Consider the following 13,674-nt stretch of genomic DNA (forward strand, 5'->3'; position numbering starts at 1 on the left):
ACTATTGTTCAGTCTTTACGGCGATTTACGCCACCAACCTGTGCCCTTTTTCGGAGCACAGGTTTTCTATTTTTGAGTTTATTGATCAATCAGATCACTTCGAAAGATCAATAACATAATAAATATTAATCAACTTGTGAGGTGTATCTTTTGAAGACAGTCGCAGATTATATGGCGGAAGCACTACGTAACCTCGGAGTGACCCATTCTTTTGGGATCATTGGTAAATCGATTTGTCCCGTAGTTCTTAAGATGGTAGACTATGGTATTGAATTTATTCCAGGGAGACATGAATCCAGCTCCGGATTCGCAGCAGCTGGATACGCGCTGAAAACTGGTAATCTAGGCGTAGCATTTGGTACTTCTGGTCCAGGCGGAACTAACCTACTTACAGCAGCAGCACATGCGAAAGCCAACAACTTGCCAGTGCTGTTTATTACGGGCCACCAATCTATTAAAGAGCTTGGAATCCCCCAATGTCAGGACTCTTCCTCTTACTTAGCTGATTTAGCGGAGATGTTCAGACCTGCCACCTTGTTCAGTAAACTTATTGAACGCGGTGATCACTTTAGTACTATTTTTAATCATGCGATTTCAATTGCTCTTAACCAACGTGGGCCTGTTCATCTTTGTGTGCCGTTTGATGTACAGACAGAAGGATTGGAAGAGTGCAATATTGTAATTCCCGAACGCGAATCTCTAGTAAGTCTAGCGAATATCGACAGAGTAGTTGATGCTATCAATGCCTCAAAGAATCCTTTGATTATTGCGGGTAAAGGGGTCAATCGATCTGGGGCGCATAGCCAGCTTATTCAGCTCGCTGAAACTTTTAATATACCAGTAGTAACATCACCTGGTGGTAAAGGGGCTATGGTTTGGGATCACCCACTCTATCATGGTCCTATTGGTGTTGGAGGTTGCACCCACGGGGATGACCTGTTGAATAAAAGTGATCTATTTATAGTTCTAGGATCACGATTAAGTGATATGACCGTCTGTAACCTAAAACGGGAGAATCACCCGACAACATTAATTCAATTTGATATTGATCCGACCTTTGTTGGAAAAATCTTGTTCTCCAAAACGATACCAGTCACTGGTGATCTACGTGATAACCTAGTGTGCTACCTAAATCATATTGATCCTAATCATATTACTAAACGTGAAGCTATCCCTTATGTAGATTATTCAGAAGAGCTTCCCAGTCTGAAGAATCTTTCCCTTGCGTCTATTATGAGCACGATGAGTGATCTGATTCCTGACAATAATACAGTATTTGTTGATGACGGCAGTCATGGATTCAATGCTGCTAAATGGTACAAGGTTAAGAAACCAGGCAGTTTTGTATTTGATGCTTATTTTGCTTGCATGGGTAATTCTATCGGTATGGCTATTGGTGCAAAGGTTGCAGCTCCTGAAGAAACTGTCTTCTGTATTACAGGTGATGGCTGTTTTATGATGCTAGGTACAGAAATAAACACCGCCGTCTGCAAAGATATCCCTGTCATCTTTATCGTAGTAAATAATAAGCAACTCGATATGGCGCTTAAAGGGATGGAAAAAACTACTGGCCGTATTGATGGAACGATATACGAAGTCCCAATGGACGTTGTGAAATTTGCCGAGTCTCTAGGAGCGACAGGCTATAAGTGTGAGACTGCGGAACAATTCTCGACTGCAATTAAGGACGCCGTTGCTCTTAACCGTGTTGCAGTTATTGAATTATTAACAGACCGTGATGAAGTCCCTCCGACTGCACACCGTACTTTGAACCTAAATTAGGAGGCTCACTATGAAAGATAATGTTAACAGTGGTCTGAACCACTTCACGAATCTCTCAGGAGACTATGGCGCTAAAGCACTAGCTCCGATTAAGGAACATTTCCCTGACTTGGCAGAATTCATCATGGGTAATGCGTATGGAGATATTTTTCAACGCAATACCATTGAAGCTGACTGGAAGGAAGTCTCTGTTATTTCTGCTCTAATTGCAATGGGCCAGTTCGATCAATTAGGAGTTCATTATGTTATGGCTCTTCGTGTAGGAGTTACTGTAGAACAGCTCAAAGGCATTCTACTACACTTAGTACCCGCTATAGGGGCACCTAGAATCATCACAGCCTTTAATATTCTTCTTGAAACCATAGAAGAGATCCAATAAATAATAATTCGACATAAATATACACATTTCGTCTTTATTATTGTGATTTAAGAAGATAGATTACTATAGGAAAGATCGAACGTGGAGATAAAGTTCTGTCCTGGACAGTGGGCGCTGGATGGAAAAATGTAACATTTGTTATTGAATATCAAGCGTTACAACATAAAAAGCGGCAGGCCAAGGATTAACCTTAGCTTGCCGCTTTTTATGTTGATCTGGTCTTTAGGACTCGCCAGCAAAGGATAACCCCTTTTCAGTTAGCGCACGCCGTATTTCATCAAGCCCTTTTGGTCCCATCCCATGGAGTGCCCGAAGTACAGGCTTTGAAAGTCCACTCGGTAGATCAGATTCTGTTCCGTTAACCATGGACATATACATCTCCCTGATTACTGATATCTTTCATGTTTTTCCCAACCCATGGTACGCGCTACAGCGTCTTTCCAGGCGTTGTAACGTCGTTCACGCTCATCTATACCCATTTCAGGTGAAAAAAACCTCTCAGCTTTGTTAAAGCTTTCTAGTTGTTCTCTTGTCCAGACTCCTGAGGTTAATCCAGCCAGAAGTGCTGCCCCCAGCGCAGTCGTCTCCGCATATGTAGTTCGAGTCACTTCACTCCCGAGGATATCAGACTGGAACTGCATCAGCAAATCATTACGAACAGCTCCCCCATCTACACGAAGTCCGGTCAATGGCATGCCTGCGTCTTTTTCCATCGCCCCAATTACATCTCTAGACTGAAATGCTAGCGACTCTAACGTTGCTCGTACCAAATGTGCCGAGGTCGTCCCTCTTGTCAGACCGAAGACTGCTCCACGTGCGTACATATCCCAATAAGGTGCACCTAGTCCAGTAAAAGCAGGAACGACCACAACCCCTTCGCTGTCCTCCACTTCCCGCGCTTTGTCTTCTGAGCTTGCTGGCTCCGCTATGAGGCCTAGCCCCTCCTGAAGCCATTGTACAGCCGCTCCGGCTACAAACACACTGCCCTCGAGTGCATAGTAGAGTTCATCCCCCATTCCCCAAGCTACAGTGGTCAACAATCCATGACTGGAGACTACAGCTTCTGTACCTGTATTCATTAGAATAAAGCATCCAGTTCCATATGTGTTTTTGGCACTTCCGGGTTCAAGACAAGTATGTCCAAACAAAGCAGCCTGCTGATCTCCCAATACAGAGTGAATAGGTATTTCTGCCCCGAACCACTGCGCATCTGCTGCTCCAAATTCACTACCGGACATTCTCACTTCCGGCAGGATGGAGCGGGGTACACCAAGCTCTTCCATCAGCTCTTCGTCCCAGCAGCGCTTATGTAGATTATATAGCATTGTACGCGAAGCATTAGTTACATCAGTAGCATGTACAGCTCCACCAGTAAGCTTCCAGATTAGCCAGCTGTCTACGGTCCCAGCTAGTAGCTCGCCATTATTCCCCCGCTCTCGTGCGCCGTCCACATGATCAAGAATCCAGGAGAATTTAGTTGCAGAAAAATAAGCATCCACAACGAGTCCAGTCTTGCTAGCAATGAGTCCCTCTAATCCCTTATTCTTGATCTCTTCACACAGCTCTGCAGTACGTCTGTCCTGCCACACAATCGCAGGATAAATCGGCTTACCCGTTGCTCTATCCCAGATTAGGGCCGTTTCCCTCTGATTTGTAATTCCAATAGAAGATATTTCCTGAGGTGTTATCCCGCCCCGAGTAATCGCATCTCTTGCAGCTGCAAGCTGTGACGCCCAAATTTGCTCTGGGTCATGCTCCACCCAGCCAGGGTGTGGGAAAGATTGTTTAACCTCGTATTGCCCTTGTGAGACGATTCTAGCGTCCTTATCGAACACTATGGCTCGTGAACTAGTAGTCCCTTGGTCTAAAGATAAAATCATTTGCTGGCCTCCCAAGCATAAACAATGAGATATGTTCCACGATGAACAAGATTAATGTGTTTGTTTCAACAAAAAGCACCTCTGCTGTCAGAGGCGCTATCACACATTGTGTTTGGAATTACTGTTTTTCGACAGGAAGTCTTAGGGTAAAGGTTGTACTTTCGCCCAACTTACTGGAAGCTGAAATGGTTCCGTGATGCGACTCAACAATATTTTTAACAATCGCAAGCCCAAGTCCCGTTCCACCTGATTCTCCCCGTACACGTGCCTTATCGGCTTTGTAGAAACGATCAAATATATACGGCAGATCTTCCTGCGGAATGCCGACGCCTTCATCCTGAATTTTAATTTCAAAATAGCGACGCCCTTCTAAGACACAAGTTCCTGTATGAACTGTGATCTTCTTGCCACCCTGCGTATGACGAAAAGCATTATCGAGCAAATTTGTTAAGACCTGCTCAAGCTTATCTTCATCCGCCGCTTTAAGAACAAGAACATCGCTGTCTTTATTTAGCTGCAGATGAATATCACGCTCTTTCGCACGTACGGAAAATTTGCGATACACTCGTTCCAGCAGTTCGTTCACATCTACTTCTGCCTTCAACATATCCGTATGTCCAGCTTCCATTCGCGCAAGGTCGAGCAGATCCTTTACAAGACGTCCCATACGGAGTGATTCATCATGAATGACCTGAATCAGTTCACTGCTTTCCTCTGGTGAAGAAGCCATACCGTCAAGTAAAGCCTCACTATAACCTTGCATCATCGATAACGGAGTCCGAATCTCATGAGAAACATTTGCCACGAAGTCACGGCGCATTTTCTCGAGCCGTACCTCTTCAGTCACATCACGCAGAACAGCAACCACCCCACGAATGCTTCCTTCAGAGTATAAAGGTGCCATATGCACTGACCACACGCCCTGCCGGACATGTACATTCGAGCGCTCATCGCCGCCTTGCTTCAACGTGCTCAAAAATAAAGGACGCAGGGGAGGTGGAACATTACTCTCAACCGTTTCCGTATGAGGTTCAATGTCGCTCTCTTGTTCCCACTCTAAATCGCTCCAGCTCTCAAGTAGCGATTGACCATGCGGATTGGTCAGAATAATCTGGCCTAGGGTATCAAAGGTGATTACAGCATCACTCATGCTACGCAATACACTGGATAGATGACCCTTTTCATGGTGCAGACTGCGAATATTCTCTTCCAACTCCTCAGCCATATGGTTAAAGGAAGTTGCCAATTGGCCAATTTCATCGCTTGTGACAAGCGTCAGCCTTGTTCCGTATTCACCACGTCGAATGTTGTTTGCAGCCTCGATGACACGTTGCATCGGTTGAGTGATCTTGGTGAACAAGAACAATGCGAAGAATGTCGTCAAGGAAAATCCGATCATGCACGTATACATAAATAAACGTTTGATATCGCCGGAATTAGCAAAGTTGCTGTCGATATAGGGAAGTAGAAACAACCCGAGTGTAATCAGCACGACAGCGACCAGGCAGATGATCGTGACCCACAGCTTGCCGACAAGACTTCTCCAGAAGTTCACTTATTTAGGTACCTCAAGTTTATAACCTACACCCCATACAGTTGTAATCATCGCCGCGGATTCCGGTGAAACCTTATTCAGTTTTTCACGAAGACGCTTAACATGGGTATCGACTGTACGCAAATCTCCGAAAAACTCATAATTCCAAACATCTTTAAGCAGTTCTTCACGAGAGAACACTTTATCCGGTGAAATCGCCAAATAATGCAGCAGTTCGTATTCTTTCGGTGTCAGACTCACTTCTTCACCACCAGCAGTAACCCGGTGTGCGTCATGCTCAATAATAAGATGAGTGAATACAATGTTATTACTGGAGTTGCTCTCTTTGGACAAAAATGCTGTTGCCGAAGAACGGCGCATAATAGCCTTCACGCGATAAATCACTTCGCGAGGGCTAAATGGCTTCACGACATAATCATCCGCGCCCATTTCAAAGCCCTGTACACGATTAATCTCTTCACCTTTAGCTGTAAGCATTAAGACAGGTGTCGACTTGACCCCTCTGAGTCGGGTCAGCACTTCCATTCCATCAATGCCAGGCAGCATAACATCCAGCAAAATTAGACCGTAGTCATTTGCTGTTGCTTTACGAAGAGCAATTTCGCCATCTTCAGCTTCGTCGATTTCATAACCTTCTTTTTCAAGATACATCTTTAGCAGGCGGCGAATGCGTTCCTCATCATCCACTACCAGAATTCTGTTTAAATGATCTGCCATTTCACAACAACCCCTTCATCAAATACAGTAGAACGTAACCTTAAATCCATTGTGCTGTGTTAGCAGGTAAACTATGCTCAGTCCGTCCCCGCATAAGAATGAAGTCCGGCGATGACTAGATTAACGCCAACTAAGGTAAACATTACGACCAAAAAACCTAGAACGGCAAGCCAGGCAGATTTTCGCCCTTGCCATCCACGAGCCAATCGTAAATGAAGATAAGCACTATAGAAGAGCCAAGTAACGAGTGCCCAGACCTCTTTGGGGTCCCATCCCCAGAATCTTCCCCAGGCTATTTGCGCCCATATCATTGCAAAAATCAAAGCGCCTAATGTAAAAATAGGAAAGCCAATGGCTATCGCCCTATACGTTATCTCATCTAGATCGCCTTCATCAATCCCCTCCATAACCGGGTGAATCGCTGCGCCTAGCGGCTTGCGTACGATCAAGCGAAGAATTCCGTAAAGGAGTAATCCGGAAAGAATCGACCAGATTACAGTATTAAACTTCCGGCCAGCATTCACACCATTCATCCATGAAGGAGCTTCAAAGAGAGGTTCTTTCATGCCAAGAAACGACTGGAAGCTTTCAATTTCGCTATTGTGAGGAGCCACAATCGGCGGCATTCGATAACTCACTTTCTCTATTGTACTATTTTCCTGCCCTGCGCTGTCAATCGTAACGTTGTGACGGACAAAAACAGTCTCATAACCTGCTCCGCGGAAAGCAAAAACTGAACCCAGAAACCCAATTATAACAATGATTGAAAAGAGAGTAAATTCAATCAGTCTCTGTTGCTTACGATCCGCCTTCTCTTTACTTGCAAAATTAACAGTCCGCAGCAGATACATCAGTCCTGCCGCAAATCCTACCGCGAAAAAGGATTCACCCAGTGCTGCCAGTGTTACGTGGATCTTGAGATAGTTCGATTGCAGGGATGGAATTAACGGCTGAACCTCCTGTGGAAATACAGCTGCGTACGCCATCACAATGATGCTAATTGGAACTGCAAACAGACCGAGAATAACTTTGCGATAGATCGCGTATATCACTGTAAAGGCTACCATAACCATCATGGATAAGAAAGTCATGAACTCATACATATTGCTGACTGGAATATGTCCTGCACCAAACCAACGTGTAAAGAAATAAATAAGATGAAAGATAAGACCTATAGAAGAAACAATAAAAGCTATTTTACCCCATCGAGCAGTATGTTCCTCTGGCTTGCGGCCCGACCACTTGCGACCCATGATAGCGATAGTGAATAACATAAACGACCCGCTGTATAATAAGAATGCGGCAATAAAGACAGCGCTGCTGATATCGAGCAAGCTCATGTTAGGCCTCCTCCATTATCTATTGATTTTTCATCGACTACCATATCTACTTTTTCTAAAATAGAAACGATCTCACGACGGAAACCGAACCAATTCTTGTTCGTATGTCCTCCGAGTATTAGCTCTCCGTTTACAACGGTAAGCCAGATGCGTCTATGCTGCCAGTAGAATCCAAGGACTAAACCCAGCATCACGATTGCTGCACCTAACCATACAAAAGGCATTGCACGATCAATACGTATATTCAAGTATGTAGTCGATTCCGAAAAATCAACATCGCTCATGTTGTCCACTTCAAGCTCAAGAAATCTATTGCTGCCACCAAGCTTATCGTTAATAGCCACCTGCTGAAACTGAGACTTATCTACCTGCTTAGGAAAATAGAAGTACTGCTGCCCTTCTGCTGGCAAATCCGGTCCTTGAATCAAGAATAAGAATGCTGGTGCATTCGGATAAGGCGACTTAGATATCGGCTGACCATCCTCATTGAGTCCAAAATCCATATACTTTTCTTTTAAAGTCATCGTATAGGGTCCCGCTGTAATTGTACGCTGCGGATTCTTCATATCCAGTTTAAATTTACCGTACGACTCCCCAGTGGTGGAGTTCTTAAGCACTGGCTGTACAGAACGCAGTACAGGTGTTAGATCATAATCAAACTGATACGCTTTCAATCCTTTATAATCCAAAGGTGAGTTTACTTGGATATCATGTGTTGTCACCTCGGTAAGCTGCGGTTCCTTAGTAGGATCTGCGCAATCCGCGGTACATTTATATAGCACTGCTTTAGTTTGGAATAATTTTGGAAGGATTTTTTTGCCCCGAAACTCCTCAGGCATCTCTTCATCTGTGTAGAACTCTACGGTGAATTTCTCGTTTTTCAAATAGTAGGTGGTATCCGGAATCTGTGTAATCTCCCCTTGCGGGAAAGCAAGATGCTGATCCATGTTGAGACCCGGCAATCCTCTTGCCAGTACAGCAAGTAAAAAAATAATCAAACCAATATGTATTACGTAAGGTCCCCAGCGGCTGAAGCGGTGTTTCTCTGCCAGCAGCGCTCCTCCATCCGTCTTGACTCGGTAGCCCTTTTTACGCATAGGCTGAACCACCCGAGCAACCCAAGCTTCTGGTTCTTCATGCACTTCAGTAACTAGCACAGCCTTTTGCCGGATTAAGAACTGACGATGTTTCCGAATCTTCTGCCTAGTTAATGCCTTATACAGCGGAAGTACTCTGTCCAAACTACAAATGACTAATGAAGCGCCAATCATTACGAGTAGAGTCACAAACCACCAGGATTCGTATGTATGTGAAAGTCCAAGTTTATAGTAGATGTCCCCAGCTGTTCCGTACTCCTGCTTATAATAAGTCGATGCATCAATATTAAGAAAAGTACTCTCCTGTGGGAAAACGGTTCCCAGCATAGAGCCTAACAGTGTCAAAACGATAAGATAAATGGCTATTTTTACAGATGAAAAAAAGTTCCAAACTCGATCAATAATGCTTGGATTAACACGCTGCGAACGACGGGCTACACCATCATAACGCATTTCCAGATTCTCGCCCCAGTCCGATTCTTTGCCAAGCGGCTTTCCACATGCTTCACATAGAACAGTGCCTACAGGGTTCTGGTGGCCACATTCACATTTGGTATTGGTTATAAAAGCCTCGCGTTCACTCATCAATCCACCAGCTTCCCAATTTGATCATCTAGTGAATCTAAATCAAGCTGGCCAATATGAATGCTGTCAATTTTACCCTTTGCATTAATGAAAAAAGTAGTGGGGAGTGGAGAAATACCATAACTTCGTACAGCGTCTCGTCCCGTGTCCATCAAAATCGGAAAATCAATATCGACTTGCTTCACAAAATTTTCAACAGTCATCTGATCTTCACCTACGTTGATTCCAATAACGACTACATCTTTGTCCTTCCATTTTTCCCATTGTGCTTGGAGAGCCGGCATTTCTTTTACACAAGGCGTGCACCATGAGCCCCAGAAATTCAGCACAATAGTCTTACCCTTATACTCGTCTAATGTATGCCCTAGTCCATCAAGACCCAGCAAATCAATGGCAGGCGCTTTACTACCTTCCTCTGGTTTTCCGCTTCCACCAAATACAGAGGAACCAATTGCATAACCACCCACTAGAACGATTAGAAACAGAATTACGATTTGAATTGGTTTTCTCGCTTTACCCACATGTAAAGCCCCCTTCTGTGACGCAACTCATACTTATGTTGTAAGGTGTGAACATCCTATGAACATTATAGCGAATTTCGTCACAGCATTAGGGGGTTTAATTGTGAATATTGTGTGTCTTTATGACTCTTTACGTGGAGTTCTTTCTTTGAGTAATCCTGCTTTGGCAATTTGCTGCAGATGGTTAATTTCATCTTTGGTCAAATGACGGTAGGAGCCACGTTTAAGATTTTGCAGCATAATATCCCCGAAAGAAATCCGCTTCAGACGGATAACGGGGTGTGAAATCGCATCAAACATGCGTCGTACCTGACGGTTACGTCCCTCGTGAATCGTTATGCTGATTACTGCTTCTTTATTCGCTTCGTCAATATCCTTGTACTCCACCTCAGCAGGCGCTGTCATGCCATCCTCCAGCTTGATGCCGGCTTTTAGCTTGTCCAATGCGGTGCCATGCGGAATACCCTTGACCGTTGCATGATACGTCTTAGGTACATGATGCTTAGGATGGGTAAGCAAGTTAGCGAAATCTCCATCATTCGTTAACAGCAGCAGTCCTTCCGTATCGTAATCCAGACGGCCTACAGGGTAAACCCGTTCTGTAATTCCTTTAAGGTAGTCTGTTACAACCTTGCGACCCTTTGGATCGGAAGCACTTGTAATAACGCCTTTAGGTTTGTTGAACATAATATAGATTTTGTTCTCGCCCCGGATCAGTCTACCGGAGACTTTAATAATATCTGTTGCGGGGTCCACCTTCGTGCCAAGCGTAGTTACGAGTTCCCCGTTGACTTCCACTTTACCGGCCAAAATCATTTCTTCACACTTACGTCTGGACGCCACACCGGCCTGCGCCAAAATTTTCTGTAATCTTTCCATTTTCGACTAGTCACCTCAGATTAATGATAACCATCAGAGGGATAAATCACAAGTTCATTCCATGGAAAAAATGCTCCTGGGCAGTAATTATTGTGGGGTTCGATGATTAAAGGGGAGATTTGGTAGCGCTCTACCAGTTCTAAAATGAGTTTATCTGTGGCAAATAGCTGCTCTTTCCTTCCAGATAATGGAGGGGTGCCGTCTTCCCGGCTGAAATCACCTTCCAAGCAAATGTGAATATACTCCGGATCGGTCAGCAGCGGTGCTGCATAAATGGCTCCTTCAACACCAACCCAAAAATCAAAACCTTTGCCATTTATGGAAGTACAGCGAGACTGATGCAGGATAAAACCTTTATAGTTCATAGCGGATTGCCTCCCTCCACATTGCTGCAATAGCATATGTCGAGGGAGGTTTGAGGGTGACGCCGACTAACCAAAAAGCAAGAGGCAGACCGCGATCGCGGCGACGAAGCCAACGACATCGGAGAAGAGACCTACCTTAAGCGCATAACGGCCGTTACGCACACCTACAGCTCCAAAATAAACTGTTAATACATAAAGTGTTGTGTCCGTGCTGCCCTGTATGGTAGAGGCAATCATGCCGATTAGAGAGTCTGGTCCATGAACGCGAATCAGATCCGTGGTATAAGCAAGAGAGCCTGTCCCTGTGAGAGGCCGCAGAAGGCCTAGTGGCAGCACTTCTGGAGGTACACCAAGCCCCCTTAGCGCAGGAGATATAAATCCCATTAGGAAGTCGAGTGCGCCCGATGCGCGAAAGACGCTGATCGCTACAAGCATACCTACAAGATGAGGAATAATCGCGATTGCCGTACCAAATCCATCTTTTGCCCCTTCAACAAATGACTCATACACTGGGACTTTACGCGTAAAAGCATAGAGCGGGATGAACGTAATCATGACCGGAATCGCCCATGCCGATATGAGACTGATTAACTGGTACAAGTCATGTTCACCCTTTCAATGAAGAATTAGGCAGCGAAGTCTTCGCCATTGGAACAGAACCAGACTTGGCTGACGGCGGCTTTGGAGGTTTGCGCAACAATGTCATCCTTCGGAAAAAACGGTCCGCCGCAATCGCTGCAAGAGTCGCCACTGCTGTTGCAGCAAGGGTTGTGCCGACTATCCCCGCAGGATCTGTCGAATTATAATTCAATCGGATCGCAATTAGGGTCGCGGGAATCAGCGTAATACTTGCTGTGTTAAGCGCTAGCAAGGTACACATGGCTGGTGTGGCCGTTTCTTTATCCGGATTGAGCTTCTGCAGCTCCTGCATCGCCTTGATCCCCATAGGTGTAGCCGCATTGCCAAGTCCAAGCAAATTAGCGCTCATGTTGGAGAGAATATATCCGATTGCAGGATGACCCTTTGGCACATCTGGAAAGAGGAAGGCTACGATTGGCCCAAGAATCTTGGCTATTTTTTTAAGCAAACCAGCATCCTCTGCGATCCGCATGATTCCTAGCCAGAATACAAGTACACTTATTAAGCCGAAACTTACTGTAACCCCACTCTTGGCTCCGTCGAATACGGCGGCTGTAAATTCATCCATTCTGCCGTTAACGGCGGCGAACAGAAAACCGATGATGATCATTCCTAGCCAGATCCCGTTAATCATGGATACGCCTCCCTCTTCATTAATCAGCTATCTGCTTACTTGGAACTTTCGCCCAATTTAAATAACGCCTTCAGTGCACTCCCTATAGCCTGAAACCAATTATCGGCAGGATAAGTTAGCGCTTGCGTTGTACTATATTTTTTAGTATAAGCAGATTCCTCAGGAGGTAAGGACTCTCGTGTATACACTGGAACCCGGCCTATCTCCTTGCCACCGAGATCTAGAACCAGAACCCCTTGCAATCCAAAGTTCGATCTTGCTGCTTGAGCGGGTTCGGTAATCTTTTGATTTAAGACAAGTTTGGTGGTCACTCTATCCTGCTCGCCTGGTCCGAGCGGATAGGCAAACTTTTTAGCTGTCACGAAGTTATAACCGCTCACGGGGTCCCCGCGTTCGATCATTGTTTTTAGTGGGTAGTGATTAAACCCAAAATTCAGCAGTGAGGCATGATCATTCCAGTCATCTCCATCATTTATGGTGACTGCGACAAGCTGCTGTCCGTTTCTGGTCGCAGAGCTGACAAGGCATCGTAGCGCTTTTTTGGTATACCCTGTCTTCACACCGTCAGCACCCTCATATAAGTACAGCATTTTATTCTTGTTTCTCCACTTGTAATCCCATTTCTCATTTGGATTGTCAGCAGTTTTCTCCTGCGTCTTCACGATTTGCTTAAATACAGGATTGTGAAGAGCATACGCTGTCAGTACAGCTAAGTCATTAGCACTCGAATAATGGCCTTCAGCATCTAGACCATGCGGATTAGCAAAATGAGTATTTTTTAATCCGAGCTCTTCAGCTTTATTGTTCATCAGGTATACAAACCCTTCTTCAGAACCGCCGATATGTTCAGCGATCGCTGTTGCCGCATCATTCCCTGAGCGCAGCATTAAACCATACAGCATATTTTCCAGCGTCATCTCTTCACCTTGCTGTAAATAAATAGAGGAGCCTTCTTTGGCGAAAGCATTTTTACCAACTTTGACTTTTGAGGCTAAATCACCATTCTCAATAGCAACGAGGGCGGTCATTATTTTAGTCAGGCTGGCAATAAGCATAGGCTCATCTCCTCGACTGCTATACAAAATACGCCCGGATTCCACATCAATCAGCGCCGCTGCCCTTGCATGCGTAGATATGGAGCTGTTCTCCGCATGAATCAACGTTAGCGGTGTCAGAAACAGCAGCAAAATGCTCAGTAATAAGGCGATTGGAAATTTACGGGTTATTGTCTTCATATTTATCCTCCGGATTCTTATCGGTTCTTAAGTAGAGTGATTCATTTCATGCCTATGTTGTACAAG

The 13,674-nt window shown here is 44.9% G+C and carries 14 protein-coding genes; 2 read left to right on the forward strand and 12 right to left on the reverse strand.

The window, feature by feature from the left end; all coding sequences use genetic code 11:
- Nucleotides 1–141 precede the first annotated feature (141 nt).
- Both M2444_RS07095 and M2444_RS07100 read left to right on the forward strand, forming a co-directional pair.
- Entirely contained in the window at nucleotides 142–1,782 is a 1,641-nt protein-coding gene (locus tag M2444_RS07095; protein WP_094870083.1) for a thiamine pyrophosphate-binding protein, read from the forward strand.
- Nucleotides 1,783–1,792: 10 nt separating this feature from the next.
- Complete coding sequence (locus M2444_RS07100) at nucleotides 1,793–2,161, forward strand: carboxymuconolactone decarboxylase family protein (protein WP_094870084.1); 369 nt, start codon at nucleotides 1,793–1,795, stop codon at nucleotides 2,159–2,161.
- Between the two features lie 222 nt (nucleotides 2,162–2,383).
- Here M2444_RS07100 and M2444_RS07105 read toward each other — a convergent pair whose 3' ends face one another.
- The 12 genes from M2444_RS07105 to M2444_RS07160 form a co-directional block, all read right to left on the reverse strand.
- Nucleotides 2,384–2,533 (reverse strand): helix-hairpin-helix domain-containing protein, encoded by a 150-nt coding sequence (locus tag M2444_RS07105; RefSeq protein ID WP_179283631.1) that lies wholly within the window; start codon nucleotides 2,531–2,533, stop codon nucleotides 2,384–2,386.
- Nucleotides 2,534–2,547: 14 nt separating this feature from the next.
- On the reverse strand, nucleotides 2,548–4,041 hold the full coding sequence (glpK, locus tag M2444_RS07110; protein WP_280786607.1) for a glycerol kinase GlpK: 1,494 nt from the start codon (nucleotides 4,039–4,041) through the stop codon (nucleotides 2,548–2,550).
- 118 nt (nucleotides 4,042–4,159) lie between these two features.
- On the reverse strand, nucleotides 4,160–5,596 hold the full coding sequence (locus M2444_RS07115) for an ATP-binding protein (RefSeq protein WP_280786608.1): 1,437 nt from the start codon (nucleotides 5,594–5,596) through the stop codon (nucleotides 4,160–4,162).
- Nucleotides 5,597–6,313, reverse strand: coding sequence for a response regulator transcription factor (locus M2444_RS07120; protein WP_036676174.1), 717 nt, complete (start codon nucleotides 6,311–6,313; stop codon nucleotides 5,597–5,599).
- A 77-nt stretch (nucleotides 6,314–6,390) separates the two neighbouring features.
- Nucleotides 6,391–7,653, reverse strand: coding sequence for a cytochrome c biogenesis protein CcsA (gene ccsA, locus M2444_RS07125; protein ID WP_094870088.1), 1,263 nt, complete (start codon nucleotides 7,651–7,653; stop codon nucleotides 6,391–6,393).
- A complete protein-coding gene (gene resB, locus M2444_RS07130; RefSeq protein ID WP_280786609.1) occupies nucleotides 7,650–9,335 on the reverse strand; it encodes a cytochrome c biogenesis protein ResB in 1,686 nt (561 codons plus the stop codon). Before resB ends, ccsA begins: the two co-directional genes overlap by 4 nt.
- Nucleotides 9,335–9,856 carry a redoxin domain-containing protein gene (locus tag M2444_RS07135; RefSeq protein WP_094870090.1) on the reverse strand — a complete coding sequence of 174 codons (522 nt, stop codon included), beginning with the start codon at nucleotides 9,854–9,856 and terminating at the stop codon, nucleotides 9,335–9,337. The genes resB and M2444_RS07135 overlap by 1 nt, the downstream gene beginning before the upstream one ends.
- Nucleotides 9,857–9,976: 120 nt before the next feature.
- Nucleotides 9,977–10,735: a pseudouridine synthase gene (locus M2444_RS07140; RefSeq protein ID WP_094870091.1), complete on the reverse strand. Its 759-nt coding sequence runs from the start codon at nucleotides 10,733–10,735 to the stop codon at nucleotides 9,977–9,979.
- Between the two features lie 20 nt (nucleotides 10,736–10,755).
- A complete protein-coding gene (locus M2444_RS07145) occupies nucleotides 10,756–11,100 on the reverse strand; it encodes a peptidoglycan recognition protein family protein (protein ID WP_094870092.1) in 345 nt (114 codons plus the stop codon).
- Nucleotides 11,101–11,166: 66 nt separating this feature from the next.
- Nucleotides 11,167–11,655 (reverse strand): spore maturation protein, encoded by a 489-nt coding sequence (locus M2444_RS07150; RefSeq protein WP_042190265.1) that lies wholly within the window; start codon nucleotides 11,653–11,655, stop codon nucleotides 11,167–11,169.
- A 52-nt stretch (nucleotides 11,656–11,707) separates the two neighbouring features.
- A complete protein-coding gene (locus tag M2444_RS07155) occupies nucleotides 11,708–12,373 on the reverse strand; it encodes a nucleoside recognition domain-containing protein (protein WP_094870094.1) in 666 nt (221 codons plus the stop codon).
- Nucleotides 12,374–12,408: 35 nt separating this feature from the next.
- Nucleotides 12,409–13,608, reverse strand: coding sequence for a D-alanyl-D-alanine carboxypeptidase family protein (locus M2444_RS07160; RefSeq protein WP_094876367.1), 1,200 nt, complete (start codon nucleotides 13,606–13,608; stop codon nucleotides 12,409–12,411).
- Nucleotides 13,609–13,674: the final 66 nt, after the last annotated feature.

Origin of the sequence: Paenibacillus sp. PastF-3, from assembly GCF_029893135.1 — a bacterium.
GTDB lineage: Bacteria > Bacillota > Bacilli > Paenibacillales > Paenibacillaceae > Paenibacillus_AQ > Paenibacillus_AQ nitricinens.

Excerpts from the sequence above, each read along its gene's own strand:
- ccsA (WP_094870088.1), bottom strand. The coding sequence starts at position 7,653 with ATGAGCTTGCTCGATATCAGCAGCGCTGTCTTTATTGCCGCATTCTTA.
- M2444_RS07160 (WP_094876367.1), bottom strand. The coding sequence starts at position 13,608 with ATGAAGACAATAACCCGTAAATTTCCAATCGCCTTATTACTGAGCATT.
- M2444_RS07150 (WP_042190265.1), bottom strand. The coding sequence starts at position 11,655 with ATGATTACGTTCATCCCGCTCTATGCTTTTACGCGTAAAGTCCCAGTG.
- M2444_RS07140 (WP_094870091.1), bottom strand. The coding sequence starts at position 10,735 with ATGGAAAGATTACAGAAAATTTTGGCGCAGGCCGGTGTGGCGTCCAGA.
- M2444_RS07120 (WP_036676174.1), bottom strand. The coding sequence starts at position 6,313 with ATGGCAGATCATTTAAACAGAATTCTGGTAGTGGATGATGAGGAACGC.
- M2444_RS07100 (WP_094870084.1), top strand. The coding sequence starts at position 1,793 with ATGAAAGATAATGTTAACAGTGGTCTGAACCACTTCACGAATCTCTCA.
- M2444_RS07155 (WP_094870094.1), bottom strand. The coding sequence starts at position 12,373 with ATGATTAACGGGATCTGGCTAGGAATGATCATCATCGGTTTTCTGTTC.
- M2444_RS07145 (WP_094870092.1), bottom strand. The coding sequence starts at position 11,100 with ATGAACTATAAAGGTTTTATCCTGCATCAGTCTCGCTGTACTTCCATA.
- M2444_RS07105 (WP_179283631.1), bottom strand. The coding sequence starts at position 2,533 with ATGTCCATGGTTAACGGAACAGAATCTGATCTACCGAGTGGACTTTCA.
- glpK (WP_280786607.1), bottom strand. The coding sequence starts at position 4,041 with ATGATTTTATCTTTAGACCAAGGGACTACTAGTTCACGAGCCATAGTG.
- resB (WP_280786609.1), bottom strand. The coding sequence starts at position 9,335 with ATGAGTGAACGCGAGGCTTTTATAACCAATACCAAATGTGAATGTGGC.